The following is a 26,355-nucleotide window of genomic DNA, read 5'->3' on the forward strand; positions in this document are numbered from 1 at the left end:
TTTGTTATGTTGGAAAGGTTTAGGAAGAAATTAGGTGTGATCTTAATTTTAGCACTCTTATTTTCAGTTTTTGGTCAAGTAGGATTGCGTAGTGTAAGTGCAAACGATGTGTATGATGATTTAAGATTAAAGTATGAAGCTACCTTGACCGGAGGTACGGGGTATAACATTTCTGATCCCGATGTTGCGTATAAAGTTAATTTGTTAGCCCAATCCAGCTGGGGTAGCTTGAATAAAGCATCAGGCAGGCTTTATTTATGGGCAGATATATACGATCCAGCCAATATCGGTAAGCCGTTGCATCTTACTCAGAACTATACTCGAATTAAAGAGATGGCGATCGCCTACAAAAGCGTTGGATCCAGCTTCTATGGGAATCAAACGCTTAAAACTGACATCCTCGACGCCTTGGAATGGATGTATGTGAATCGGTACAACGAAACGGTATATCCGGTATCTTCATGGGATCTATGGTATGACTTAGAGATCGGTACACCCATTCAGCTCTCAGATGCTGTTTTATTAATGTACGATGATCTGTTAGCTACGCCAGAAAGAATTACGAAATATATGAATATGATTCAACATTTTTCTCCCGATAATACCAAAATGAGTATAGACTTAACCGAACTTACAGGAACTAACCGTGTTTGGAAAGCATCCTATCTGGCTGTGCAAGGCATTATTATGAAATCGGATACAATGCTGTCTAATGCAAGAGACGCCTTGTCTAAAGTGATGGACTATGTGACAACGGGTGACGGGTTCTATCAGGATGGTTCTTTCGTGATGCATGGCAAGTTTGCTTATAATGGAGGTTATGGAGCAGCCCTGATCCAGGATGTGGCAAAAATCCTAAATTTACTGGGTGGAACGCAATGGTATCCTACCTACAGCGGTATCAATAATGTTTATCAATGGGTATATGACTCTTATGAGCCGTTTATTTACAAAGGTGCATTAATGGATATGATCAGAGGGCGTGAAATGGCAAGGAATTATTATCAAGACCAGGTGCCAGGTCATAAAGTTATGGGAGCTATATTGCGCTTGGCGCAGTCTGCACCACCGGCAGATGCTCTTAGAATGAAAGCCATGGTGAAGTATTGGATGCAGCAGAACAGCTTGATTAATTTCTACAAAGATATAGATTTAAATACGATGCTGCTGGCTAAGTCCGTGATCAATGATCCGAATATCATTCCTAGAGATGAGAAGGTTCTAACGAAAGTGTTTGCAGGTATGGACAGAGCGGTCCACCTGAAACCTGGCTTTGGTTTTGGGGTTAGTATGTCCTCCAGCCGAATTGCCAATTATGAGTCGATTTCGAATGACAACAAAAAGGGTTGGTATACCGGTGAGGGAATGACTTATTTATATAATCAGGATCTTAATCAATATACCGATTTTTGGCCAACCGTCAACTTGTACCGTTTACCCGGTACCACAGTGGATACAATGACTAGAGCCGATAATTCCAATATGAATTATGCAAGTCCGAATCCATGGACGGGAGGCAGCGAGCTTCATAATCAATACGCTACAGTAGGCATGGACTTGGATGCAGCGAGCAGCACCCTCAAAGCCAGAAAATCCTGGTTCATGTTTGACGATGAAATCGTCGCCCTAGGCAGCGGAATTAACAGCACGGACAATCGGAAAATTGAAACAACGATTGAGAATCGAATGCTGAATAAAGAAACCACGTCCAAAGGTATCGATCTGGCCTCTCCGGCTTCAACGTCAATTGCCGGTGAACCTCTGCGTCTGAAAGTATACGCAGTATCAGGTAACAGCAATGACGGCAATGTGCCACAGCATACATTAGACAATAATCTGGATTCCAAATGGTCATCCCTGGGCGACAATCAGTGGATCCAGTATGATCTTGGCAAATTGCAGCCCATTGGCTATCTAGGTATCAACTTCCAGAATCAGACATCTAGAGCAACCACCTTCGATATTCAAGTTTCAACCGATAATTCGGTATGGACCAATGTATATAGCGGAAGTTCCAGTATTGGTGGAAGCGTTTCAGATGTTAGAGTGTACGATTTTGCCGATGTGCAGGCAAGATATGTGAAAATTATCGGGCATGGCAACACATCGAACCAATTTAACCATATTTTAGAGGCACAAATTTATGCTCCAAATGCCCAGGGAAATGGAATTATTCCACTCACTGTTGCTCCAATGACTGCTTTATCCACAACAAATAATACGGAAACAATGGACGCTGATATTACGACTTATTACTCTTCTGTCGGTGACGGACAGTCTCTCAAATATGATCTTGGCAGCAACGTTCAGGTTGGTTATGCGGGAATAAGCTTCTTCGAGGGTCTCAACAAACATTATGCATTCGATATACAAACGTCGACCAACAACACGACTTGGACTACCGTATTCAGCGGTCAGAATAGTGTGTTAACCTCTGAAATCGTAGCCTATGACTTCCCAGATACGACGGCCAGATATGTGAAAATTGTTTTTCACGGAAATAATCTCGATCTCAACAACCGTCTTTCAGAGATTCAATTCTATGCGCCAAACACACTTGGGACTGTATTAAATCCTGTACATCATAATCTTCCTAAAAGTAATGGGGATGAACAGCTTGTAGTCAATGACGTCACGAAGCCATCTGGACTTGGCTGGGCTGAGGACATGAACAATGTTTCAACTGTATATCTAGAAGGAACAGGGGGCTACTATTTCCCTCAACCTACTGCAATCAAAGGGTTAAGAGAAGCCAGAAGAGGCACTTGGCAGGCACTCGGCAACACCGGACTGGGTACAATAACCAAAAAGTATCTGACACTTTGGTACGACCATGGCAGCAACCCAGTGAATAAGGATTATTCCTATGTCCTGCTGCCGAACAAAACATCACAAGAAACGACAGCATACAGCAGTAACCCGGATATTGAAGTCCTTATGAATACGACAAATGTGCAAGCGGTGAAAGATAAGGTCCTGGGCATCACAGGGGCAAACTTCTGGAATGCAGGTCTCATTGGAGATGTAATATCGTTTAATCCATCTTCCATGATGCTGAAGGAACAGACTGGCGTGTTGGACTTTGCGATTTCCGATCCGACACACAAGCAGAACAAGCTTACTTATGAAATTGCAAAAACGGGAGTTTCAGTTGTAGCAAAGGATCCGACAATTACAATTTTGCAGCTAAGTCCAACGATCAAGTTCGAAGTGAACACAGCAGCTAAGGACGGGATTTCCCATAAATTGTCCATTCAGTATGATCCGTTGGCAGCACCTCCAGCTGGAGCTGGCACTGTAACGGTGACAGATGATGTGTATGATTTTACGAATATGTTCGACCATACGCCTAATTTTAGATTTGACACAAGCAACGCATCGAAGATGGAAGGTGATACTTCCCGTTTGGCCAGAACTAAAAACTTGAATGAATATGTCATTTATAAATCGTTTATGGATATGGATATAGATAAATTTGCTGCGGACACATGGTATTTGAATAATGGGCCGTTTACAGATTATCAATTTTTTTCTTCACCTGACAACATCACCTATACGCCAGTAACACCTATCAGAACTGGTGTGCTTAAAGCAGTTGGAACCTGGAATAAATTTAGCTACAACGAATCACTGCCGGAAGGTACGAAGTATCTGAAAATCGTATTCATGCATGACTCGACAAATGCCTATGTTACACAACTTGGTAAAGTTACAATTACGAGTAAACCCGGAGCACCTGTCATACCACCTGCTTTACCTACGAATGTGGCATTGAATAAGACAGCCATAACATCCAGTTCAAATGCTCAAAATCGAACACGTCTAACAGACGGAGACAAAACCAATGCTAACTTTGTAGATATGTATTCCAGCACGGTCAACTGGATACAGGTAGATCTCGAACAGAGCTATGATATTAATGACATTAAATTGTGGCACTACTTCGCAAGCGGATGGAAATACCGCGATGTCATTGTCCAAGTATCGAATGACCCTACATTTGCGACGAAGACTACGGTTTTCAACAATGACACCGATAATAGTGCGGGGCAGGGTATCGGAACAGATGCAGAGTACGTGGAGACAAGCGGCGGGAAGGATATCCCTTTTGCTACAACGAATGCAAGGTATGTGCGGTTATGGTTGAATGGCAACTCAACGAATGCGTACAGTAATCATGTGGAACTTGAAGTTTGGGCTCCTCCTATAACAACGCCACCAGTTAATGAAATTGATAAAACAGCGCCAGTTACGGCCGCAAGTGTATCCCCACTAGAGCCGGATGGAGCCAATGGCACATTCGTAAATCCGGTCACGCTAACATTGACAAGCACAGATAACTTATCGGGTGTGGCGAAAATCGAGTACAGTCTGGATAACGGGACAACATGGCAGCTTTACACGTCAGCTGTTACGTTTGATAAGCAAGGTCAGATCAACGTGCTGTATAAGTCAACGGATCAAGCGGGGAATGTTGAAACTCCTCAGACTCTCGGCTTTACACTTGCTGCGACAGCTGTGAAGGTTCAGCTCAAAGACAGTAACGGAAATCCATTGAGTGGCGGTACAGTTACATATTATGACAGTGGATGGAAGGACTTTGGCGTAACGAATGCCTCCGGCATGGTAAGTAAATCTTTACCGAATAAAAGCTATACGTTTGCGATGAGTTATGAAGGAACGTACAAAGAGCAGGTGCAAAATACCGGGACCGACGCCGTAGTTGTCTTCCAAACGGTAAACGTCAAGGTGCAGCTGAAGAATAGTTTAGGTAATCCGATCGACAGCGGCAATGTGACCTATTATGCAGGAAGCTGGCGGACGATCGGCGATACAAGCAGCGGTGAAATCAGCAAGGAGTTGCTGCCTGGATCTTATACCTTCGGTATGACGTATGAAGGAACGTACAAAGAGAAGGTGCAGAATACGGAAACCGATGCCGTGGTTGTCTTCCAAACGGTGAACGTCAAGGTGCAGTTGAAGGATAGTCAAGGCAATCTAATAGACACTGGTCATGTGACCTATTATGCAGGAAGCTGGCGAACGTTCGGAAATACGAGCGGCGGCGAGATCAACAAGGAATTATTATCAGGCACCTATACCTTCAGCATGACCTATAGTGGAGCGACGAAAGAAAGTGTAAATAATATCACAGCAAATCCAACCATCGTGTTCCAAGTGTAAAATCCGAAAAACACAAGAAGCCCATCCAATCTTGAGATGGGTTTCTTGTGTTTTTGTGCGTAGCAGGGGCGATTATTTTATTTGCAATTTTGCAAGATAACTTCGCGGTTTGTCCCATAAAATATATCCTCATGTCCGCTTATTCGTTGACAAAACTGTTCGAATCTATCCCACGAATCATGGATATCGAATTCATAACTGTGTCCCCATATATAAAAAATTTGCGGCTTATCAGGCTTTAACGCAATAAAATCTTCCGTAAGCTTCTCCATTTGCTCCCATTCTTGATGGTGATAAACGGTTGGATTAAATCTAAATAGATTGTCCTGCAGGTCAAAATGAGAGGTAGACGTTGTTGTTCTTGCGTATTGGATGTCTGTATGGTTTCTTATTACATTCGCAACGTAATCATTGTTGTTCACGCCCCCACCTGGATAGGCCATGCCAACTACATCATAGCCCACGATCACCTCCAAATTTCTACGATCTTCTTCCACCTGCTTAACGATCTCGGTTTCGTCTAATTGAGTAAGAAGTGGGTGAGTTAAGGTGTGTGCAGCCACTTCATGTCCAAGGTAAACCTCTCTTACTTGATCTCTATGAATTTTGGTATGATTAACGGTTTGTCCTTCCCTGATAAGGGTGTTTTCCAATCCAAGGAGTTCTGAGTTCAGATTAAAAGTTGCTTTAAGTCCGTACTTATTAAAGATTTGAATCAAACGTAAATCTTGGGTCACACCGTCATCATAGCTGAATGTAACAGCCTTCATTTTTCCATTAAACATGTACATCCTCCTTAACTTCTTGCGCATTTCTCCGACCGTATCATCGAAAGAAATCGCTGTCAATCCTGGTTTTCCCAATGAATCATCATACGAGCCTGTTCGTCCTAAATTCTATATTCCGCTTCTGCGGTATATGTGAAAGCTGGCGTTGTCGATAGAGAGCCTTCTGTCATCAAGGACAGCGCTATCGAGAATACGCCTTACTATCGCTTGAACCTCGATAAAGGCAACCAATCGACCGATGGCAAAGAGGTAGCTCTTCTTGGCAACATCGCCAAACCGGACGCTGAGAAAAGCGGATTCCAGTTGAAAAGCTTTGAACGAACATTCCAAGTTAAGAGTATACTTCCCCAGTTGAAACAAAAAAAGATCGTTCTACCACCGCCACAGTTGGTTAGAACGATCTTATAAGGTGCATGAAGTCACCCTTACTGAATAATATCGGATACTTCGGGTATCGAGGAGCTGCCGGCTTTGGCGGCTTTTTGGCGTGCACGGAACCGCCGGACTTTCAACAAGTTGCCGCACAATTTATCGTCACAGAACCGTTTGGAACGGTTTCGGGTTTCGTCGTAGTAGACGGCCAGGCAATCTGAATTTTCGCAAATGCGCAAGCGAGACGGCTCGCAATCGGTAAGAATGCGGCCAAAGGAAGTCGCTACCTCCGCTCCGATACGGGACCAGCCAGCTTCTAAAGGGATGGATTCTAGGCGGAAATCTGAATCCGATTCCGCGATACGCAGATACATCGGTCCGCCGGACAGTGCCCGATTCAGCCCTTCCAGATCCGCGGGGTCCGCTGACTCGCGCACCGTCAGCTTCTGAACGATACGACGCATGTGCCCCCTCAACCATCTCAGTTCGTCCAATTCTTTCGTCGACGGAGCGCCTGGATAGGGAAGGTTGTGGATAGCCAGCCATTGTTCCAACCATCCCGGCTTGTCTAGTCGGTCTTCGGAATGACCAGTGCCTCTCCAATCGTGATAGTCGCTTTTCATAAAATCGTCCCATAACATCACGCCGCAACTCCCTTAGTTTCATGTGGAATGGTTTTATTGTAACATCCAAATCATTCCTAAGCTAGTGTCTTAACGGCTAATGCGACGGATAGGAAGGGGAGTTTTGCAATAGGTATGTTCATTTTGCATCTAAATTATGTAAATGACCATTTGTAACCTTCTAAATATCTTTAGATGGTTACTTGTGTTCTGTTGTAGTTCGTGCTATATTACGTTTTGTAACCAATAAAAATTAAATAGAGGGTTACGTTAATTGCGGAGGGATCGTAAGATCCGGGTGGAATCATTACTTTTTTTCTATGATAAGTTCCCAAATGTGCTATTCATGTCCGTTATGATCACGGTCTTTCCTAGCGATATCCACGCAAAAACCAAAAAACCAAACCAATCAAAAGGAGATTAAAAAATGACACAACCAAGTACTGACAACAACGCGATTCGTCCATTTCAAGTCCATATCCCGGAGAAAGAAATTATTGAATTGCGTAGACGTATTAACGCGACTAGATGGCCTGAGAAGGAAACAGTCGAGGATCAATCGCAAGGCGTACAGCTAGCGACGATTCAGGAACTTGCTCGTTATTGGGCGAATGATTACGACTGGCGTAAGGTTGAGGCTAAGATTAACGCCATGCCTCATTTTATTACCGAGATTGATAGTCTGGACATTCACTTCATCCACGTTCGTTCGAAGCATGAAAATGCGATGCCGATCGTCATTGCGCATGGCTGGCCGGGTTCGATTTTCGAGCAAATGAAGCTTATTGAACCACTGACCAATCCTACGGCGTTTGGCGGAAGTGCAGCGGATGCTTTCCATGTGGTTATTCCCTCGATGCCTGGTTACGGGTTCTCGGGCAAGCCGAGCACAACTGGCTGGGATCCTAAACGCATCGCGAGTGCTTACGGAGAGCTGATGACTCGCCTTGGCTACACGAAATATGTGGCGCATGGCGGTGACTGGGGCGCGATTGTCGTTGATTTCATGGGTGTTCAGGAGCCAAAAGGGTTGATCGGCCTACACACGAACATGGCTGGTGTCATTCCGTCAGACGTTGACGCGGCGATTTGGTCTGGCAACCCGCTGCCATCCGGTCTCTCTGACGAAGAGAAGAAAGCATGTGCGCAAGTTCTCGAAAATAAATTCGCCTACGCCTCCATGATGGGAACTCGCCCGCAGACACTGACTGGATTGGTGGATTCACCTATCGGTTTGGCAACTTTTATGCTTGACCACGATTGGAAGAGTCTTGCCCTGATCGCGAGATCTTTCGCAGGAGTTAAAGAAGGCCTAACGCGCGACGACGTTCTCGATAACATCTCGCTCTTCTGGTTTACGAATTCAGGCATTTCCGCATCCCGTATCTATTGGGAGAATGGGAAAGCTGGCATTTCCTTCTTCGGAATCAAAGGTGTCAATCTTCCAGTTGCCGTAAGTGTTTATCCAGATGAGCTATATGAAGCACCAAAGAGTTGGGCAGAGAAAGCTTATCCCAATCTGATCCACTACAATAAACTTCCTAAAGGTGGACATTTCGCAGCTTGGGAGCAGCCAGAGTTCGTGACTTCAGAACTTCGCGCGGCATTCAAGACGCTGCGCTAAACGAATTAATGGTTGGATAGCAAGAAAGGTGAAGATCATGGATCCAGCAGAAAAAGAGCTTATGGAATCACGTTTAGTTCAATTACTCAAAAAGTACCCTGGCATTACACCAGAAATGGAAGCGATGTTTTATATCGCCTATACACGAGGATTTAGTGATGCATGGTGGAGTCAACAACATAACAATCGACAGGTGATACACTAGGAAACATCCATATAATCGGAGACCCGCAGCCCTTGCTGTGGGTCTTTTTGTGCTTGGCATTCATAGGACATCGCGATCTGGTTAAGACTATATCAATAGGGTGAAAATTCCCTTACATGGCGTTACATGAGAAGGGAGTTATCGATGATCCCGAAAGTTACGGATATGGTCTGGAAAAATCCTGCCTCGTTGAGGTGGCTGTTCGGGCTGAAGCTCGTTTATGATGTAGTACTGACGGGGATGTTTTATTTTGAAAACTCGATTGCGATCTTTTGGCGATTAAGTTTTGTTGTACTTTCGGTGTTCGTTTTTCTTTTCGGGAATCTGTATTACGCCAGAATGAAAAAGCAGTGGCTCTTGTTCCTCTTAATCATTGATTTCTTATTAACCGCTTCTTACGGCTATGTGTATATCGGCGGCCAAATCCCCAATCATTTATTTAATGGCATTACGGCTTTAGCGATTTGCATGTTTGTCAAGAATACCCGCACGCTGATTCTAACTGGCATAGGTCTATTAGTGATCTATTTGATTACGATGGGCAGTATTGATTGGTATATGTATGGACGATTTGATAAAACAAGCTATTTTATTTCCTCTTCGTTCATTGTGTTCGCATGCATAGTAAGCTTTTTGATTCATTTTTATCAAAGGGCAAGCAAGGAAACCATGCAATTGTATACACAATTGATGCAATCTCACGAACAGCTGCAGGCCTATGCACGCCAGACGGAAGAGTGGGCAGCCGCGAGGGAAAGAGTACGAATTGCACGAGATATCCATGATACGGTTTGTCATAAACTGACGGCATTATTGGTCCAAATGCAAGTGGCTCGCAAGCTAAGCAGAGTGGATCCTTTGCGCAGCGAACAAACCTACTTGGTATGTGAAGAGTTAGTGAGGTCTGCTTTGCAAGAGGTACGTCTTTCTGTAAGGGCTATACGCGACGAATCGATCACATCAACTTCATTAGAAGAAAGCCTTACCCGTATAGCAGAAGAGTTCACCAAATTGGCAAAGGTTCACACTGTTCTTGAAGTCCAAGGGACCCCTGTTGCCCTCCCGGGAGATCTTCAGCTAACGGCTTATCGAATTGTACAAGAGTCGCTTACGAATGCGCAAAAGCATGGCCATGCGGCCCATGCTGTCATTTCGTTGGCTTTTGCCGAAACTGAATTTTCACTAAGCATACATAATGATGGCGAATTGCCTACCATACTTAATCTGGGTTTTGGTTTGATGAATATGAAGGAAAGGGTGAAGGAGTGGAAAGGAGACGTACATTTTGGTATGGATCCGAATACAGGCTTTTCTGTTGAAGTGAAGCTTCCCTATTCGCAAACAGAAATGGAGGGACATCCTTGAGAATCCTGATTGTTGACGATCAGCGGCTGATGCGAGACGGTCTTGCCACAATCATTAGTTTGGAGCCAGGGATGGAGGTGGTTGGAACCGCCGAGGACGGTAGAGATGCCTTTGCCAAAGTCGTCCAATTGCAACCGGATGTTGTGTTGATGGATATTCAAATGCCGGGCATGGATGGTGTTGAAAGCACGGAATTAATTCTGAAACACTATCCAGAGACGAAGGTGTTGATTCTAACTACTTTTGATGACGCGGAACTCATTATGAAGGTGTTGGAAAAAGGCGTTCATGGCTATTTACTGAAGGATATGCCCTCGGAAGCGATCATAAGTGCCATTCAAACGGTGTTCAATGGAGGAACGGTGCTTCAACACGATATCACATCGATGCTGCTCAAAGAGTTAATTACCATGTCGGATAGGCTTCCTAATCAAGCACACATATTAAGTAACGCAGAGCCAGAGCAGCTAAGTCAATTGACTGACCGGGAGAAGGATGTGCTCGCTTTATTGGGACGCGGGCTTAATAATAAAGAAATTGCAGGCATGCTATATCTGACAGAAGGTACCGTGAAGAATCACGTTTCTAGTTTAATAGCAAAGCTGGGGCTTCGTGACAGGACACAAGTAGCTCTATTTGCAGTACGTCATCTACTGGGTTGAATGGGCATGACTTTTGGCATAGAAGCATGAAAATTATCATGCTTTGCTATCCAAAGTTTTGCCTTTTTTCGTAGGCAGTTCATGACTTTTCACAGCTTTGTTTACAATCTATTCATGTTATACTTTCGAGCATAAAGGCAAAGGAAGTGAATGGATGAAAAAAGGCTGGTTTGAACTGGACAAATTCAAGCATGATGATTGTTATTGTTACGATTGTCCTGATTGCTTGAAAACATGGAAAATCCATATTTATGCTTACGAAGCCAACGACGATTCAGCACCTGATGTTACCTTGATTTTAAATAAGTCAACAGAATCCGGCAGCGGATATTATGTCATGGAGTATTCGATTACTTATGTGGGGCGTGCGATTATGTTTGATGAGGCAACAGCCATGATCAAAAAGCTAGATGAGATCAGCAGCACCAATGACGCAATGGGCTTGACCGATCATTTGATCATTTGCCGCGAATTCTTTGATTGCGGGAAAATGATTAGCTAAGTGGTATCAATCAGGTAAAACATGCAGCCCAAAGTATAGTTGGGTTGCATGTTTACTAATCGTCATTGTAACTATCATAATTTAAAATAGAAGGTTACTTGTAATCATTCATTTTTCGTGATATATTCGTAACCAATAAAATAAATATAAATGGTTACATGTTTAAAGCGCGACTCACAAATTCATGAAAAAGGGGTTTTCCGCTATGCGAAAAAAATTAATCATTGTATTTCTTCTCATAATTTTAACTGCGGGCTCTTTTTATGAAATTAATTGTTTTTTGAACTACTAATTGGGGGGGAACAATCAAATGAGAGCTGAATTCGCATTTCGCTTACTGGATAAACACATAAATCAATTCATACATGCATGCAATCAGTGTCCACCGGACAAACGCAGTGTCATTCCGGAAGGATATAAAAACAACGTTCATTGGCATCTGGGTCATGTTCTTTACATTGCACAATTCGATGTGCTTGGTCTTTCCAACCAGCATCTGGTCCTTCCGGAAAGCTATAAAACCTTTTTCGCTTACGGTACGAAACCTATGGATTGGAAAGAAGAACCGCCGGAGTGGGACGTATTAATTGCCCATTTGAAAGTGCTCCGCAATTATATCCACGATACCTTACAAGATAAATTGGATGAGCCCGTAAGCGAGAATTTCCTTCGTGCCGAGACTATCGGCGAGCTCATCTACGCGACTACGTTACATGTGTCTTATCACCAAGGCATCATTTACGGCATGAATAAAACGCTGAGGTCGCATGCGATCGAGGCTCACGATGTGTTGCCGGCGGTTAATGAAAGCTCATCTACGTCTTCCGATACCGCTATTTTTGCTGGCGGCTGCTTCTGGCACATGGAGAAGTCCTTTCGGGAGCTTGAAGGCGTTACAGATGTATACACCGGCTATACCGGTGGAAAAGATGACAAACCGACTTACAAAAAAGTCGTTTCTAAAACGTCCGATCATCTTGAATCAGTTGAGATTCATTATGACCCGAATGTGATTACGTATGAGGAGTTGCTCCAGAATTTCTGGAAAAACGTCGATCCAACGGCTCCTGGCGATCATTCCGCCATTTTTTACACAAGCCCTGAGCAAAAGGAGATCGTGGAAGCATCTCGCAAGGAATTGGATGCATCCAAACAATTTTCAAAACCCGTTGTGACGAAGATCGCCGCTGCATCAACATTTTACAAAGCCGAGGACGAACATCAGAACTATTACAAAAGAGTTCGCTTAGCGGTAAAGAATACGATGAACAAGTATTTTTCCGATCCTCGGTATCTTGAACAAAATATGTGGGACTGGGAGTGATGAGAAATGAATACGAACTCAAAGCAAAGTTATAATGGGGATTTTAATAAAGAAGAAAAGTTAAAAACGCTAACCAAACAACAATATAATGTAACCCAGCATGGTGTGGACGAGAGACCGTATGCGAATGAATATTGGGATAATGAAGCTGAGGGTATTTATGTAGATATCGTTTCAGGCGAGCCGCTGTTTAGTTCGAAGGACAAATTCGATGCACGTACAGGCTGGCCGAGTTTTACAAAGCCATTGGATTCCACTAACGTTGTTCTGAAAAATAAAGGATTCTTTTCTGGGTGCGAAGTCAGAAGTCGAAATGCGGATTCCTTCCTAGGTGATGTGTTTAATGACGGACCAGGCGAGACAGGATTGCGATTCTGTGTGAACTCGGCATCCATGAAATTCATTCCAAAAGATGAGCTTGAAGAAAAAGGATACGGAGCCTATCTCGCACTATTTAGCGAGCTATAGAATCAATAAATGTATTATTAACGAACACTGGCAAAGTAAGGAGTCCCTCACCAAAAATGAGATGGACTCCTTACTTGTTTCTTCACTTCCTAAGATCATTTTGATTTCCCAATATGAATCAGATCTACTTTTGCTTTTACATGAATATTCAAGTTTGAATAAATCATATTCCAGTTCATAGTGTTCCATCTTTCATATGATAAATGATTGCGTACCACCTTTCCTATTCCGATAGGATCTGTTTGATCTTTTTGTAATTTGGTTATCAGCTTTTGTGAACTGGTTATTATATAATTTTCAACCTGTTTTTCCAATTCTCTTTGATACTTCTCTTGAGTTATATCCATGGTGCCTGTGTATTCAAGGACGCTTCCTTTTATATCTAAAATGACTTCGACCGACATAGTTCCTGTGTTCATTATTTTATCATTTTTAGACTTAATACTATTTAACAAAAGCTGATAATTTTCTCCTGAATCTTCAGCATTCATATTCATTATTAAGCTGCCATTTTTGATGTCACCCATTAATAAATTAAAGATCTGTGTTTCACTTAAGGTTAGGCGTGTAACATATTGATCTCCTTTAAAAATACCCAATCCTTTTAATTCAATGTTATCACCTTCAGATGAAAAAACGGGCAGTACTGGATCAATACCATCGTCATAATAATCTCTTAAAAAACGATATTTATTCGTAATGAAAGCTTTATTTTGTTTGCCCGCCTTATCCAAGAACGTGTAAAGAAAATCAGCATTATCTTCGACAGAGGGTAACTTTTTTTTTAGTAAATTCCCTGCATTGCCCTCCACGATAGCAAATTTAACGCGAGTTCCGATTTCTGGATCTCTTGTAAATGACTTCACAACATGTATAAGACCTTTTTTCAACAGTTCCTCACCAAAGAGAATCGTACCCTGTCCTCCAACTAACTTTAAATTGGTTAAATTTTGAATTTTTAGAAAAGTATCATGAACGGATTTACCATTCGCAGTAAGAGTCATTGTATCGACCAATCCTTCTTTAGTGACAGTGGGAAAAAGGACTGTTGTTCGAATTGGATTTACATCACTTTCCGACAAATCGTAAGCACCAGCTTCAAGTATGGCCAAATCTTCAATAATGTTCCTTTCTACACAACCTGTTAATAATAAACAGCATATTGCGATCAATACAATCATTTTATTTTGCATGATCTGTCTCCCTAGGCATCTTTTTTTTAAGAATTTGAATAGACAGGTTGCATAATACGAATATAGGTAATGCCCAAGCAATTCCGATTGAACAATTACTCAATAAGTTCAACCATTTTTTAACATCCAACAGAGAATCTGGCATCATTGCAAGTATAAAACCGATTGCAAGTATGATAATTATCCAGACATTGGGCTTTACACTTTTTACCATATTCCCAAAGAGTTGCTGAGCTCCCCAATAATATATGATCGTTGTTGATAATACCTTGAAGGCATAAACACAGAAACAAAGATTCTCGGCGCGTGAAATGAAAGAAACTTCTGTATATTCAAATAATGTCATAACGGGGTAGAGATCATTTAATATTTGATCGAAGCTAAAAAAACCAAAGCTTATACACGTGATAATTAAATAAATGGACGTTGAGAGAATATTTCCAATAAAAAGTGCTTTCGTCCATTTCTTTTCAACAAAAGGGAAAAAAAGAATGGAAACCTCAATACCTAAGAATGCTGAATAAACATGAAGAGTCCCCTTGAAAAAATCTGTATCTCCTTTAAAAATGAAAGGCGTGAAACGTGCGAAATCGAATTCTGGAATAAGATAAAAAAGCAAAACAATCATTGGAATAACGACGAAGAATAAAACCACAAGTGCTTTAGCAATATGGTAGATTCCACCTCTTAGTAATTGAAAACTAAGAAGAGTAAAAAATATGACGAAAAATATGGCAGGTAATGATGGATAAAACATAATTTTCATGATGAAGATATATTCCCTCATAATCATGCTTGCTAGTCCAATCCAAACACAGCTGATAAACAAATAGAAGGGTACCATTACCCACTTGGGAACTGTAGCCTCAATGATTTCAAAAATTGATCTTCCTTTACCTAGCTTATAACTTACTGCAATCATCGTAATATTGATATTAACGAGTACGAAAATGAAAATAATACTTAACCAGCCATTTGTTCCAAAATATTCGGCAGTTACTCGAGGTAATGTATACAAGGCAAGCCCATTTTGGATGCTATAGAATAGTATTGACAGTAAAAGTGGATTGAGCCGTTCTTTCATATGGTCACCATTAATTCCTCTCATTTTCACCATCGTTTGGCATCAAAGAATGCGCCGGTTGCCCCTTTTTAATTTTATGAAAAGGCCCTCTCACAATGCCTTCCATCAAATTTTTGAAAAAGGTTGCAGAAACAGGCTTAACATAATCTGCTGATAAATTTGTTAACCCGGTTAAGTGGATGATTACTATTCCCAATGCAAAGAAAATACCGATATTACCCAAAAATCCTGCCATTACAATAAATAGGAACCTAATGATTCTAACGGAAGAACTCATAATATAACTTGGTACTATGAAGGAAGCTATGGCCGATACAGAAACAACAATGATTAAGATATTACTGGTAACCCCAGCTTCAACAGCTGCTTGGCCGATCACAATACCGCCTACTACGCCAATTGTTTGACCAATTTTTGTAGGCAGTCTCGCACCGGCCTCTCTTAAAAGTTCAATGACTATTTCTAAAAACATAGCTTCAACGAAAGGCGCAAAAGGCACTCTACTTCTAGACTGCATAAGGCTTTGTAGTAGGGATTGTGGAATCATTTCGTAATGAAACGTACAAATAGAGACATAAAAAGCTGTAAGTACTAAGGTAATAAATAATGCAAAGTATCGTAGAATCCTAACCGCTGTTCCTATAGTCCAACGTTGATTATAGTCATCTGGTGACTCGAAAAAATCAGAGAAACTGGAAGGCGTACAAAAAATGTTTGGACTATCCTCGACAAGTCCAAGGATCTTTCCAGCATATAGTTTAGTCACAGCAATATCTGGCCTTTCCGTGGTATAAAATTGAGGGAATGGCGAGTTTTGATGATCATCTAACATTTGAACCAAAACATTGGAGTCAGTTATGGAATCAACTTTAATCGATTGAATCTTTTCTTTCAGATGAATCACAAAATCCATTTTTGCAATACCCTCAATATAGAGGATTAGAACTTTTGTTCTTGAAATTTCTCCGACAGATAACGTAATCATTTTTAAGCGAGAACTTCTGACTCGTCTTCTAATCAACGATACATTCGTTTTTAATGCCTCATTAAAAGAGTCATGTGGCCCACTGATTACAGTTTCTGTTTCAGATTGTGAAATGGCGCGTTCTTCGAATCCAGACACATTTATTAAATAGGAATACTCCCCAGTGAACAATGTCACATTGCCGTCTAATATTCCTTGTATGATTTCCTCTTGATTATTTACTGGTTTATAAAGGGATTGTTGAAGGGATTTTCCGAAATCATTGAATGACATTTCTCTTAATGGTGAAAGTATTTCCCACTCTAATGTGGTGGAATCTACTAATGAATTTAAATATATAAGGTGAATAGTAGCTTGATAAAACGAACGGTGAACAAGGTCAAAACTATCCCCGAATTTCGCAAGTGTCTTTTCCATATTAGCTTCTGTGATTGTTTTTTCATTAGAAGCTTTAATATTAGTATTCGACTCATGCATACGATGTGGATTCTTAAAATCTGTTTCTGAATCCTTTAGGATAATTTTTTTGATTTTTGTTCGAAAGCGCCCCATGTAAGTACCTACCTTTGATAAGAACATTAGTTATAATATGAACCATAAATTCTACAAATATGTATGTAGATACCAATAAGATCCTCTGTATTCAACTGGTCATTTCAAAAGATTGTTAATTATCGTTATGTTTCTGAAAATAATCGCGTAGAGATCTCCTCGATTTCATTCCTATAATAGACATGAATGTAAATTCATTGTACAAGGAGAGATGTTATGAGAGATAGGATCGCGAAATGGCTAATTGTGTTCATGCTTTTGTTAGTCGCGTTGCCAGCCAACGCGGGTATTGGCGTTCAAACCGCGTATGCGGAAGGTCAAACTTACGAAGCAGAGGCGACGGTTAATATCCTAGGTGGAAACGCATCAGTGGTTGAATGTACCGGATGTTCCGGAGGTAAGAAGGTAGGAGGACTCTATCAAGGAAGCTCGTTGCAATTTAACGGTATTACCGTGAACGAAGCTGGAAGCTACAAGGTATCGGTTTCTTATATATCCGGCGATCCCCGTTCGGTGAATATCCGTGTAAATGGAGGGAGTGCGGAAAATTACGATTTTCCCAAAACAGCTGACTGGAGCACGGTTGGCACTTTTGAGGTCACACTTCAACTTAATGCTGGTACGAATGCCATCATGTTTGACGACGGTAATTGGTATGCGCCGGACATTGACAAAATCTTGATTAATCCCGCAGGTACACAGAATCCTGGAGATGGTGGGGGAGGTGACCCACCTCCGGTACTTGCTCATGATTTCGAGGCGGAGTCTGCTGTCAATATACTTACAGGCAAAGCTTCGGTGTCTAATTGCGGCTCGTGTTCTGGAGGAAAGAAAGTCGGCAATTTATATCAAGGCAGCTCCCTGCAATTTAATGGGGTAGAAGTGGCTTCAACAGGGAATTATCAAGTAACAGTTTCTTATATTTCTGGGGATCCTCGCTCTGTACAAGTCAGTGCAAATGGTGGGACGTCGGAGACCTATGATTTTCCCAAAACACCTGACTGGAACACGGTAAATACGTATGTGATTCCTTTGGCTTTAGTGGCTGGCAGCAATACGATCCAGTTCGCTGACGGCAACGGCTACTCCCCCGATTTGGATAAAATCGTTGTCGGTCCGAAGATTGAACAGAATCCTGGCGATGACGATCATGTCGACAGCAGTCTTGGCGAGCCCAGCGAGTCGAAACAGTACGGTGCCATCACCGTAACGCATTATACGTATGGCGCGACGTTTTCCAACGGTGATACGACGATCACGTACCATACGGATAGCGGCATGGCCGATTATTCATGGAAGGATGCCAAAATTGTAAAAGGCGTTTACGGCAGCCTACAATTGGGTAATCTCGTTACGAGCAAGAGTTATCCACAGCATACCTTATCGGAAGCTGCGATCGTCCCCGTTCATGACGGTTTCGGCGTAGGAATTCGTTTTACCGTCGTCAACGAATCGCCTGGTAAACCTACGCTTCATCAAGTCTATACCTTGTATGAAGGGAAGAACTTCTTCCTGACTCAGTTAAAAGCGGTTAACACCGCATCCATGACGACGAATACCATAGCACCTATTGTTGTGAACAATAGTGGCGGCGTGGATATTGGCAGCTATGCGGATAATAGAGCGCTATTTGTCCCTTTTGATAATGATAATTGGATACGGTATAAAGCCCAATCGATCAACACTTCGAACACGGGTTATGAAGTAACGGCTATTTACAATAATGCGAATCGGAATGGTCTCGTGATCGGATCTGTCACGCATGATACGTGGAAGACGGGTATTTCCTGGAACGGTTCCAATCATAAATTGAACAACCTCACGGTGTATGGCGGAGCATCATCCAACATTACACACGATACTGTGCCTCACGGAAGCATTTCGGGTACGGAAGTAACATCACCAACGATGTTTGTCGGCTACTTTGCCGATTACCGTGATGGTCTCGAGGAATACGGGCGTGCGAACGCCGTGTTTACTCCGCCATTAAGCTTCCAGGGCACAGTTGCCCACGAGGTTCCGGTAGGCTGGAACAGTTGGGGAGCCTACGGCAGCGATCTGACCTACCAAGATGTCATTGATACGTCGAATTACTTCAAGGAGCACCTACAAAACAAATCTTTTAACAACAAGGACTCACTCTACATTAACTTAGACTCCTATTGGGACAATTTAACGGATACTCAGCTGCAAAATGCTGTGACAACCATTCATCAAAATGGTCAGCAAGCCGGTATTTATTGGGGGCCCTTCGTCTACTGGGGCACGAATATGAGTCAGACGGTTGAGGGGACGAACAATCAATATACGTACGGAGACATCGTATTGAGAGATAGTACGGGGGAAATTTTGCCTACGCTGGATGGCGCCTATGCACTTGATCCAACTCATCCGGGTACGAAGGCAAGAATGGACTATTTTTTGGGTAAATTTAAGGCTTTAGGTTTCACATATATTAAATTGGATTTCTTAACGCATGGTTCTTTAGAAGGGAAGCATGCCGACCCGACTGTAACCACCGGTATTCAAGCTTATAATCAAGGGATGGCGTACGTGAATCATGTCATTAATGGCAGCATGTTCATTAGCGAATCGATTGCGCCGTTATTTCCGAGTCAATATGCACACAGCCGTCGAATTTCTTGTGATGTATATGGCAAAATCAGTGAAACCGAGTACGAGCTGAACTCGCTCACTTATGGTTGGTGGCAGAACGGAACAATTTACCCATACACTGACCCAGATCATATGTCGTTGTCGAGGGCAAGTTCCATGGACGAGGCGCGCAGCAGAGTAAATTCCGCCGTTATTTCGGGTACGGTTTTCTTGAATTCGGATGATGTGCATAATGAGACTGCTCAAACCTACATGAACGAACTGTTGACAAACAAGGCAGTCAACCAAGTCGCTATACTAGGTAAGGCTTTCCAAGCAGTGGAAGGGAATACGGGAGCGAATGCGGCTGAGACCTTCGTATTGAATTACAATGGCACGTATTATGTGGCTGTCTTCAATTACAGCGGAGCTTCCTCTGCGACGAAGTCCATTGATTTGGCTCGTGCTGGATTGAATGGCGCCAGTAACTATCTACGAACGGATCTATGGACAGGAGCCGAGGATAAGGTGAGCGGAATGCTGAATGTAACCTTGAAGCCAGCCGAGTCTAAACTATTTAAGCTTCAGCTAGATACGGTACCTCCTACGACCAATGTCAACTTCGACGGGATCAGCGGCACCGGCACTTTTACCAATAAAGACATCAAGATGACCTTCAACGCAGTGGATCAACAAGGAGGCACCGGCATACTGTTGACGGAATATCAGCTAAATGACGGGAATTGGGTAACGGTTAATGGACCTGTGACGCTATCCACGGAAGGTGCTTACAGCATTCATTATCGTTCGAAGGATCGATACGGCAATGTGGAGGCATCCAAGCAAGTGACGGTAGGCATCGATCGCACAGCACCCGTTGTCCGAGTAAACGGTCCATTAACAATTTGGCAGACAGATCCGTTGAACCTATCGGTTCAGATCACGGATGCGTTAAGCGGCATAGGCAGTAGCAGTATTCAACTAGATAAGAAAAACTCGGGCAATCCAGTTCAAGCTGTCCCTGCATCCTTAGCCGTTGGAAACCATGTGATCGAGATCATCGGGACGGATCTGGCCGGCAATGTGACGGCAAATACGTATACGCTGCAGGTAGAGATGGATACCAATCATTTCAGGGATCTCATTAATATCGGTGTTGCGAATGGTTCGATCACAATATCAGACAAGGGGAAGGAGTTGCTTGCCAAAGTGGAAGCGATTGTACGCAGTCATAATAAAGATGCGACTGCCCTGCAATTAAAAGCATTGCGAATCTTTGTGCAAGTATTAACTGCCGGCAAGAAGATCACCAAAGAATTCTCTGACATCCTTATTGCCGATATTGATTATTTCATCCAAAAGACCAGTAAATAGCTAAAACAAAGGGGCTCTCGCAAGAGCCCCTTTGTTTCACTAGTCGTATTTTTCAAGTATGGTTAAGAATGAATACCGTGTAGAGGAATACGAATTTGTGCCTTCGTTCCGATCCCGAACTTGCTATAGAGATTAACACCGTATTCGTCGCCAAAGGCTAATTTGATCCGCTGGTCAACATTGGTAATCCCGTACCCCGATATGTTATCGGTTTTATTTAAAGCACGTTCAAGAGTTTCAGGCTGCATGCCCATCCCGTCGTCGATCACTTCCAGATAAATATCGCAATCATCCCTGTACACTCTAATGATGATATTCATGCCCATTTCATCGTCCCAAACAGCATGATTGATGGCATTCTCTACAAATGGCTGCAAGGCTAGTTTGACTGTCTGATAAACAAGGACAGAATCATCAATGTCATAATGGAGTCGAAGCAGTCCTTCAAATCGATGTTGTTGAATGGCAAGGTAATACTTCGTGAGTTTGATTTCTTCACTGATGGGTAATATCATTTTTCCTTTATTCAATGAAATTCGATAAAACTTAGCGAGGTGCGAGACCATTTCGTTAATTCTGTTATCCCCATGCTTATTGGCTAATGCCGAGATCGAAGCCAGCGTGTTATATAAAAAGTGCGGATTGATTTGGGCTTGCAGCATGTTCATTTCCGCTTCTTTTTTTGCAATTTCCTTCTTGTAGACCTCATTGATCAATTCTTTGAGGCGACCTGTCATCTTGTGAAAGGCAAAGGATAGCTGCCCGATTTCGTCATGCCCCATAAACGTCATGTTGACATTAAAATCTTCCCTTTCTACCCGCCGGATGACTTGAAGCAGGGATTCGATTCGTTTGGTGAAGAACCGTGAGGTTATATAAATTAAAACAACGGAGATTGCTATACTGCTCAAAGCCATGAGTAGAACTCGTTTGGATGCTTTTTGAGTGTTCGTCATGAAGCTCTTGTAGGGGATAACGGAAATCGTTTTCCAGCCATTTTTAATCGTATTATAAACGACGAGTGATTTTTCACCGTTGTACATACTGTCAAAACTTCCTGATTGGTTCTCACCGAAAGTACCGGGGATCAAGGTGTCGATATTTTGATTCAGATACGCTTTATTGCGGTTGGATAAAATATTGCCGTTCTCATTGACGATATAAATATCTTTTTGTTTATTTTCTTTCTCCATGAGCCGATAGATGTCGGCTTCGGCAATCTCGAACGTAAGAATACCGTAAGGAAAGTTAAGGCTGTTGTTATTGAGCAATCGCGCCAGCGTGAATACAGGCTCAGTGGCATCTGCATTTGTGGAAACACTGTAAGTCACATTACCATGAGAGTTGGCGATAGACGCGTACCAATTGGTTGCTTTGGCAGCATCATCAATTCGTTTAATATATACGCTATCCGCAGGAAATGTGGTATTGCTAATGTAGATGGATACTGCCCGAATATCGGGATTCGTTGCCAATACATTTTTCATTACATTATTGAAGTAGATATAGGAATCCAAGTACTCTGTTTCGTCTTCGGAGTAATCTTTGATCAATAGCAGACGTAACGTATTATCCAAATAAATAGAAGCAGATATTTTCGAATAGGAATCAAGCTTTGTTTCCAAGTTTGTGTTAATTTGATCGGTCGTTGCAATCATATTGGAGTAGATTTGTGTCGTTAACTCCTGTTTGGTCGTGTCATAGGAATATTTGACGAAAAACAATAAGGGTAAGATGGAAACGATGCAAAAGACGGCGAATAATTTACGATTCAAATTGAGATTAAGAAACGTTTTGGCTACAAATCGGAGTGGCCATGGCATTCGTCTCTGTTTCATAAAAGTTTCTTCCGATATTCGTTAGGGGTCGTTCCTTTGAACTTTTGAAACACGGAGCAGAAGTAAGAGACATTTTCGTATCCAACGGAAGTAGCAATCTCATGAATTTTTTTGGATTTATCTTTTAGTAACTCAGCTGCATGATGAATGCGTATGCGTGTCAAATATTCCAATATCGTTTCTCCCGTTTTTTCCTTAAATAAAGTTCGCACGTAATTGGGTGACAGATATACTTGTTTCGCAAGATCCTCGATGGTTAACTGTCTGCTGAAGCTGTTGTCGATAAGACTAGTAATTTGATGAATAATATGAAGATTCTTGTCCTTATCCTTTTCTTTCATAAGAGAGAGGATGGCATGACAGACACCCAAGATGTGATTTTCAATCTCATTGATGGTTGAATAATTGGCTATACCCTTCCAATCGTCGACATACATGGCATTCACGGAGTCACCACCGATAATATTGGTAAAATGCTGCTCGATGGCGGTAATAAGGCGTAACGAGCTTGAGCAGACCAGGTCCCGATCGACCTTGGAGGTGCGCAATTCATTAAAGAAGTCTTGAATAACGCTGCTAGCGGCAGCTTCCTGCAGATGGGAAATGGCATGACAAAGTGAAGCAATTGCCTGTTCAGGGTTCACCTCTTTGTACACCGGCTCGACAGCTTGATCGGCCCTTGTACATGTCCCCAAGCCATAATAAAACTTGCTTTCATTGGCTCGTTTGGCTCCTGTATATAGTTCGTATAGGCTATCCAAGCCCATCCGAACGTCGGAGACACCGATTGAAATGACCGCGTTATGGCTGTCGTTGATATAGCGAATCAGTTGCTCCGCTGCATGGTATAGCTCGAGTGGCGCTGTATCTTGCTTGTGGCAGAGAAGTACGAAGGTTCCTTCTTTCATTTGACAGAGAAAGGAACGGGGGATTTCTGCCTGTGCAAAATTGCGAATCTGTGTTACGAGCTCCACACCATAATGGCTAACAGGGTCAATAGTTAGGTAGATCATTTGAAAAAGACCGATTGAAGGGATCGAAGATGGCAGCAAGACGAGTTTCTCAATCCATTGGGATCTAACCAGAGGGTTATTTTCCTGCACCAGTTCCCTCAGATAGGATTCTTTGAGTACTTCCGAGGTCTGAGAGGAAATTCGGAACTCTTCGCACTTCTGTTTCACTTTCTCCATTAAAAGTTGAAGCTCACCCATATCAAGTGGCTTCAATAAATAGCCGATCGCTTCAACGGATAGCGCTGCTTTAATATAGTGAAATTCATCGTGACCACTTAGGAATACGACTTGGACATTGCGATTGATCTGTTTGGCTCGCCTGCTGAATTCCAGTCCATCCATAATAGGCATACGGACGTCAGTTAATATGATATCAGGTCGAAGTTCTTCCATGCGCTGAAGCGCTTCTCTGCCGTTCTTCGCTGTGCCAGCGACACGAATACCCATGTCACCCCAGCGAACGTATTCGGCGAGCATCTCGAGTTCCATTTTTTCATCGTCTACCAGCAGTATGCTGTACATTGAGAGCGCTACCACCTTTCTAAACGCCAGATATAACATCATTTATTGTAAAACGTATAGCTCAAATAAACAATGACTTAACCCAAGGATCGTTCATTTGGAATACGTTTCGGAAGATGTTTGTATAGAATAGTTATCTGCCCATTCCTATAATGAGAATATACAAAATGATGATGGTTGTGATCGAGCGGCATTAGCCGTCGCAGCCTGGAAAAGGCGGGTTAACCACATGGAAGCGCGACTCAGAAGGATGAAGAGCCAAAAATACTTATACGTCATGATCCTGCCGGCTTTCATCTCTACTCTATTATTCTCGTATGGTCCGATGTTCGGTTTATACATGGCGTTTATCAATTACTCGCCTGGTGGAGGTTCATTTTTTCATCAGTTTTTTACAAGTAAGTTTGTCGGTTTCGAGTGGTTTCGGTACTTCTTTACCAGCGGTGATTTCTATATCATTATGCGGAATACGATTGCGCAAAGCTTCTTATCGCTATTAATCGGATTTCCGGCCCCCATTCTGCTGGCCTTAATGATCAATGAAGTGAAGACGGGTTTATTCAAAAAAGTGATGCAAACGGTATCCTACTTACCTCACTTTATCTCTTGGGTCATAGCTGCAAACATCATCATCACACTGCTTTCTTCACAGGGGTTGATCAACAAGATACTGATGCTCCTGCACATCACAGAGCAACCGGTGCAATTTTTCCAAAACGGTCATTATTTCTGGGGGATCATTGCCGTCTCGAATATGTGGAAGGATATGGGGTTTAACGCAATCATGTATTTGGCTGCAATAGCCGCTATCAATCCCGAACTATATGAAGCAGCAAGAGTTGACGGGGCCAGCCGCATGCGCCAAATGTTCCATGTAACACTTCCGTCTTTGCGCCCTACGATTGTCATTCTGGCTATTTTATCAATAGGGGGGATTTTGAACGCAGGGTTCGATCAGCAGTATTTATTGCAAAATAACACGATCTTGAAATATTCGGATGTTATCGATACCTATACGTACCGTTACGGGTTGCAAAATGGCATGTTTTCTTATGGAGCTGCTGTAGGGTTGTTCAAATCAGTTATTGCCTTCATCCTCGTCGTTAGCGTTAATTCGTTATCCAAGCGAATGAATCAGCAGTCATTGTTCTAACTAAGAAAAGATAGGAATGGGTGGGTTTACATGAGAACAAAATCGAGAGGCGATGTTTTCTTCGCCTGGTTCGTTTATGGGTTCCTCTTACTGATGTTTATCGCAACGTTCTACCCCTTCTGGAACATTCTTGTACTCTCTCTAAATAGTGCGGAGGATACGATCCGGGGCGGCGTTTATTTCTGGCCAAGAGATTTCTCCCTGACGAGCTATGCGCAGATTCTGGGCGATCAGGAAATTATTAATGGGCTCAAAGTGACGATAGCACGTACACTGATTGGCACGCCACTCGCTGTTCTGGTCATCTGTCTGCTTTCTTATCCACTGAGTAAACGTGATTTGGTCGGTGGTAAATTCATCACACTGTTCTTCATATTCACGATGTACTTTGGCGGCGGCTTAATCCCTTATTATATGATTTTAAAGAGCCTGCACCTTATCGATACCTTCTGGGTGTACATTGCGCCAGGACTTATGAATGTCTTCTATATGATATTGGTACGCACATTTATCCAGCAGCTTCCTGGGGAATTAGATGAATCAGCGAAGATAGACGGTGCGAACGATCTGCAAATCTTCGTGATGATCATATTGCCTTTAACAACGCCAGTGCTTGCAACAATAGGTTTGTTTACGGCGATCGGCCACTGGAATTCTTGGTTCGATTCCTATGTATTCACGTATAAGCCCGAATTGAAGACCTTACAGGCGGTTCTGGTCAAAATTTTGAATCAGTATCAGACGTCTTCTATGGTGTCGGACGCGCAGCAAATGGCGGATTCAGCCAAACGTCTCGCCGTATCGTCGGATTCGATCCGCATGGCGGCAACGATTGTCGCAACGCTCCCGATTGTTATTGTGTATCCGTTCCTGCAAAAGTATTTTGTCAAAGGGATGACGGTTGGAGCAGTTAAAGCCTAGATCAGGTT

The 26,355-nt window shown here is 42.6% G+C and carries 19 protein-coding genes; 12 read left to right on the forward strand and 7 right to left on the reverse strand.

All coding sequences use genetic code 11. The features are described from left to right. Positions 1-36 precede the first annotated feature (36 nt). Positions 37-5,184, forward strand: a complete 5,148-nt coding sequence (locus L6I86_RS17930; RefSeq protein ID WP_236289239.1) for a polysaccharide lyase family 8 super-sandwich domain-containing protein — start codon at positions 37-39, stop codon at positions 5,182-5,184. A 77-nt stretch (positions 5,185-5,261) separates the two neighbouring features. Here L6I86_RS17930 and L6I86_RS17935 read toward each other — a convergent pair whose 3' ends face one another. Continuing rightward, complete coding sequence (locus L6I86_RS17935; RefSeq protein ID WP_236289241.1) at positions 5,262-5,969, reverse strand: polysaccharide deacetylase family protein; 708 nt, start codon at positions 5,967-5,969, stop codon at positions 5,262-5,264. A gap of 135 nt (positions 5,970-6,104) precedes the next feature. Between L6I86_RS17935 and L6I86_RS17940 the strand changes: the two genes are divergently transcribed. After that, a complete protein-coding gene (locus L6I86_RS17940) occupies positions 6,105-6,380 on the forward strand; it encodes a hypothetical protein (RefSeq protein ID WP_236289242.1) in 276 nt (91 codons plus the stop codon). Between the two features lie 17 nt (positions 6,381-6,397). Here the strand turns inward: L6I86_RS17940 and L6I86_RS17945 are convergent, their stop codons facing one another. Beyond that, entirely contained in the window at positions 6,398-6,985 is a 588-nt protein-coding gene (locus L6I86_RS17945) for a CGNR zinc finger domain-containing protein (RefSeq protein ID WP_236289245.1), read from the reverse strand. Positions 6,986-7,394: 409 nt separating this feature from the next. Between L6I86_RS17945 and L6I86_RS17950 the strand changes: the two genes are divergently transcribed. From L6I86_RS17950 to msrB, 7 genes are all read left to right on the forward strand, one after another. After that, positions 7,395-8,591, forward strand: coding sequence for an epoxide hydrolase family protein (locus tag L6I86_RS17950; protein WP_236289247.1), 1,197 nt, complete (start codon positions 7,395-7,397; stop codon positions 8,589-8,591). Between the two features lie 37 nt (positions 8,592-8,628). Further along, entirely contained in the window at positions 8,629-8,796 is a 168-nt protein-coding gene (locus tag L6I86_RS17955; protein ID WP_236289249.1) for a hypothetical protein, read from the forward strand. 144 nt (positions 8,797-8,940) lie between these two features. After that, positions 8,941-10,161 (forward strand): sensor histidine kinase, encoded by a 1,221-nt coding sequence (locus tag L6I86_RS17960; RefSeq protein ID WP_236289251.1) that lies wholly within the window; start codon positions 8,941-8,943, stop codon positions 10,159-10,161. After that, positions 10,158-10,823, forward strand: a complete 666-nt coding sequence (locus L6I86_RS17965; protein ID WP_276574875.1) for a response regulator transcription factor — start codon at positions 10,158-10,160, stop codon at positions 10,821-10,823. Before L6I86_RS17960 ends, L6I86_RS17965 begins: the two co-directional genes overlap by 4 nt. Before the next feature lie 154 nt (positions 10,824-10,977). Continuing rightward, positions 10,978-11,325, forward strand: coding sequence for a hypothetical protein (locus L6I86_RS17970; protein ID WP_236289253.1), 348 nt, complete (start codon positions 10,978-10,980; stop codon positions 11,323-11,325). A 310-nt stretch (positions 11,326-11,635) separates the two neighbouring features. Further along, complete coding sequence (gene msrA / locus L6I86_RS17975) at positions 11,636-12,649, forward strand: peptide-methionine (S)-S-oxide reductase MsrA (RefSeq protein WP_236289256.1); 1,014 nt, start codon at positions 11,636-11,638, stop codon at positions 12,647-12,649. Between the two features lie 6 nt (positions 12,650-12,655). Continuing rightward, a complete protein-coding gene (gene msrB, locus L6I86_RS17980) occupies positions 12,656-13,117 on the forward strand; it encodes a peptide-methionine (R)-S-oxide reductase MsrB (protein ID WP_236289258.1) in 462 nt (153 codons plus the stop codon). A 95-nt stretch (positions 13,118-13,212) separates the two neighbouring features. Here the strand turns inward: msrB and L6I86_RS17985 are convergent, their stop codons facing one another. From L6I86_RS17985 to L6I86_RS17995, 3 genes are read right to left on the reverse strand one after another with little or no spacing between them, the layout of a single operon-like run. Continuing rightward, positions 13,213-14,310 carry a Ger(x)C family spore germination protein gene (locus L6I86_RS17985; RefSeq protein ID WP_236289260.1) on the reverse strand — a complete coding sequence of 366 codons (1,098 nt, stop codon included), beginning with the start codon at positions 14,308-14,310 and terminating at the stop codon, positions 13,213-13,215. Beyond that, positions 14,300-15,394 (reverse strand): GerAB/ArcD/ProY family transporter, encoded by a 1,095-nt coding sequence (locus L6I86_RS17990; protein ID WP_236289261.1) that lies wholly within the window; start codon positions 15,392-15,394, stop codon positions 14,300-14,302. Before L6I86_RS17990 ends, L6I86_RS17985 begins: the two co-directional genes overlap by 11 nt. A gap of 10 nt (positions 15,395-15,404) precedes the next feature. Then, positions 15,405-16,931, reverse strand: a complete 1,527-nt coding sequence (locus L6I86_RS17995) for a spore germination protein (RefSeq protein WP_236289263.1) — start codon at positions 16,929-16,931, stop codon at positions 15,405-15,407. 216 nt (positions 16,932-17,147) lie between these two features. Between L6I86_RS17995 and L6I86_RS18000 the strand changes: the two genes are divergently transcribed. Next, positions 17,148-20,900 carry an OmpL47-type beta-barrel domain-containing protein gene (locus L6I86_RS18000; protein ID WP_236289265.1) on the forward strand — a complete coding sequence of 1,251 codons (3,753 nt, stop codon included), beginning with the start codon at positions 17,148-17,150 and terminating at the stop codon, positions 20,898-20,900. A 62-nt stretch (positions 20,901-20,962) separates the two neighbouring features. On the opposite strand, the gene L6I86_RS18005 is transcribed toward L6I86_RS18000, so the two are convergent. Next, a complete protein-coding gene (locus L6I86_RS18005; RefSeq protein WP_236289267.1) occupies positions 20,963-22,738 on the reverse strand; it encodes a cache domain-containing sensor histidine kinase in 1,776 nt (591 codons plus the stop codon). Further along, positions 22,735-24,273 (reverse strand): response regulator, encoded by a 1,539-nt coding sequence (locus L6I86_RS18010; protein ID WP_236289269.1) that lies wholly within the window; start codon positions 24,271-24,273, stop codon positions 22,735-22,737. The genes L6I86_RS18005 and L6I86_RS18010 overlap by 4 nt, the downstream gene beginning before the upstream one ends. Before the next feature lie 229 nt (positions 24,274-24,502). On the opposite strand from L6I86_RS18010, the gene L6I86_RS18015 reads away from it, so the two are divergent. Next, positions 24,503-25,426, forward strand: coding sequence for an ABC transporter permease (locus tag L6I86_RS18015; RefSeq protein WP_236289271.1), 924 nt, complete (start codon positions 24,503-24,505; stop codon positions 25,424-25,426). Between the two features lie 30 nt (positions 25,427-25,456). Beyond that, entirely contained in the window at positions 25,457-26,347 is an 891-nt protein-coding gene (locus L6I86_RS18020; RefSeq protein WP_236289273.1) for a carbohydrate ABC transporter permease, read from the forward strand. The last annotated feature ends 8 nt before the right edge of the window (positions 26,348-26,355 follow it).

The organism is Paenibacillus allorhizoplanae (genome assembly GCF_927798215.1).
Classification (GTDB): Bacteria; Bacillota; Bacilli; order Paenibacillales; family NBRC-103111; genus Paenibacillus_E; species Paenibacillus_E allorhizoplanae.

Coding starts and splice junctions, on each gene's coding strand:
- L6I86_RS17935 (WP_236289241.1), bottom strand. CDS start 5,969: ATGTTTAATGGAAAAATGAAGGCTGTTACATTCAGCTATGATGACGGT.
- L6I86_RS17945 (WP_236289245.1), bottom strand. CDS start 6,985: ATGTTATGGGACGATTTTATGAAAAGCGACTATCACGATTGGAGAGGC.
- L6I86_RS17950 (WP_236289247.1), top strand. CDS start 7,395: ATGACACAACCAAGTACTGACAACAACGCGATTCGTCCATTTCAAGTC.
- L6I86_RS17955 (WP_236289249.1), top strand. CDS start 8,629: ATGGATCCAGCAGAAAAAGAGCTTATGGAATCACGTTTAGTTCAATTA.
- L6I86_RS17960 (WP_236289251.1), top strand. CDS start 8,941: ATGATCCCGAAAGTTACGGATATGGTCTGGAAAAATCCTGCCTCGTTG.
- L6I86_RS17970 (WP_236289253.1), top strand. CDS start 10,978: ATGAAAAAAGGCTGGTTTGAACTGGACAAATTCAAGCATGATGATTGT.
- msrA (WP_236289256.1), top strand. CDS start 11,636: ATGAGAGCTGAATTCGCATTTCGCTTACTGGATAAACACATAAATCAA.
- msrB (WP_236289258.1), top strand. CDS start 12,656: ATGAATACGAACTCAAAGCAAAGTTATAATGGGGATTTTAATAAAGAA.
- L6I86_RS17985 (WP_236289260.1), bottom strand. CDS start 14,310: ATGCAAAATAAAATGATTGTATTGATCGCAATATGCTGTTTATTATTA.
- L6I86_RS17990 (WP_236289261.1), bottom strand. CDS start 15,394: ATGAAAGAACGGCTCAATCCACTTTTACTGTCAATACTATTCTATAGC.
- L6I86_RS17995 (WP_236289263.1), bottom strand. CDS start 16,931: ATGGGGCGCTTTCGAACAAAAATCAAAAAAATTATCCTAAAGGATTCA.
- L6I86_RS18000 (WP_236289265.1), top strand. CDS start 17,148: ATGAGAGATAGGATCGCGAAATGGCTAATTGTGTTCATGCTTTTGTTA.
- L6I86_RS18005 (WP_236289267.1), bottom strand. CDS start 22,738: ATGAAACAGAGACGAATGCCATGGCCACTCCGATTTGTAGCCAAAACG.
- L6I86_RS18010 (WP_236289269.1), bottom strand. CDS start 24,273: ATGTACAGCATACTGCTGGTAGACGATGAAAAAATGGAACTCGAGATG.
- L6I86_RS18015 (WP_236289271.1), top strand. CDS start 24,503: ATGGAAGCGCGACTCAGAAGGATGAAGAGCCAAAAATACTTATACGTC.
- L6I86_RS18020 (WP_236289273.1), top strand. CDS start 25,457: ATGAGAACAAAATCGAGAGGCGATGTTTTCTTCGCCTGGTTCGTTTAT.